Here is a 1,646-nt window from a genome sequence, read left to right as displayed (position 1 = left end):
TTGCATGCGAATGAACATGTGCAGCATGAGCAGGTTGTTGTTATTGGTTCGCGCTCGTCTGCTAATGATATTGATGTCGACGTCATCCCAAGCCATGTTACCGTCGTTCAAACTAAAGACTTATCAAGCTCTTATTCCAGCGTTGCTGACGTGCTAAAGGCACAGGCCGGCGTTCAAATCCGTCAACAAGGCGGGATGGGCTCGTATTCTTCACTTAGTATTCGGGGCTCTACGGGTGCTCAGGTCAATGTGTACCTAGATGGCGTGCTTTTAAACAGTGCCCAGGGCGGGGCCGTTGATTTGAGTGAGCTGTTGCTCGATTCCGTAGAGCGCATCGAGATTTATCGTGGGTATGTACCTTTGCAACTTGGCTCTGCCGGAATTGGCGGTGCTGTAAACGTTGTGACCAAGCAATCGAAGCAGACCGGTGGCCATATCAGCTTGACCTATGGCTCTTTCAACTCGAGTAAGTTTGCGGCTTCAAGCAGTATCGTTGCCGAGGACATGCGTTTGCGTGGCAGCGTAGAGCGCGTTTCTTCAGACAACGATTTTGATTTAGTCAATGACAACCAAACTCCGTCAAACCCGCTTGATGATCGCGATGAAACGCGACAGAACGCCCAATACGATCAACTGAGCGCGGCGCTATCGGGAGACTATGCGATACGCCCCGATATGACATTGTCGGGTCTCGCTCAGTATTACGATCGCGCGAAAGGCATCCCCGGTGTCGTCAACGACCCGACCAACAAAGCACAGTTTGATACGGAATTTTTTATGTTTAGTACTGGTTTAGATCACCAGCTAACGAAGGCATGGGATTTGAGTTATCAGCTTGCGCTTAGCCAGCGTGACACATTGTATGACGATACCCAAAACAAAGTCGGTTTGAATGCGAACCTAGAGGCGGCCACGACACAATCAATCGACGCTAAAGTACACGCTCGTCAACGCTTGAAGCAGAGCATCCTTCACTACGAAGTCGCTGCGAATCAAGAGACTTACGACAACCACGATAAGTTGCGAGAGATCCGGTTTGAAGCGCAAAGACAGCAGTATTCGCTCGGCTTGCAGGGCGAATGGTTTAGCCGTGACGATGCGTTTTCAGTGATGGGACAAACCCGGTTTCGAGCTGTGTCGGATGAGACGGATTTACTTACTCAAGATGATCGTTCTGAGCAAAGCTTTGATGCTCAACTCGGGTTGAATTACCAACTGAATCGCTCATTGAAGTTACGCACTAGTCTATCTCGCGATATTCGCCTACCTAGCTTGTACGAATTGTATGGTGATGATGGCAGCGCAATCGGCAATGCGGATCTAGAAGATGAAGTCGCTCTAAATGCAGAAGCTGGATTCCAGTTTTCTTCCACGGCGAGTTTAGCCTCGTTGACTGCGTTTTATCGAGATCTTACCGATGCGATTGTGACGATCTATGACGCCAGAGGAATTGGTAGGGCTGAGAATATCTCCTCGGCGCTTTTGTATGGCTTAGAGTTTGATGGCGAAGTTTCACTCTATGATGCGTGGAAGCTTGGTGCCAAAGGCGCATGGGTAAATTCTGAGGATCGATCTCAAGTTGTGGGTTTTCGCGGAAACCCACTCCCTGGGCAATACGAATATACGAGCGGCTTAGTGAATCAATT

General features: G+C 49.3%; 1 protein-coding gene. It reads left to right on the top strand.

Features of this window, described 5'->3' with window-relative positions; genetic code table 11:
• Window positions 1–1,646 (top strand): TonB-dependent siderophore receptor (locus tag A3750_RS14545; RefSeq protein WP_156498598.1); only part of this gene is annotated, 1,646 nt, incomplete at both ends.

Source organism: Oleiphilus sp. HI0079, assembly GCF_001635105.1.
This window is presented reverse-complemented; position numbering and strand designations above follow the sequence as displayed.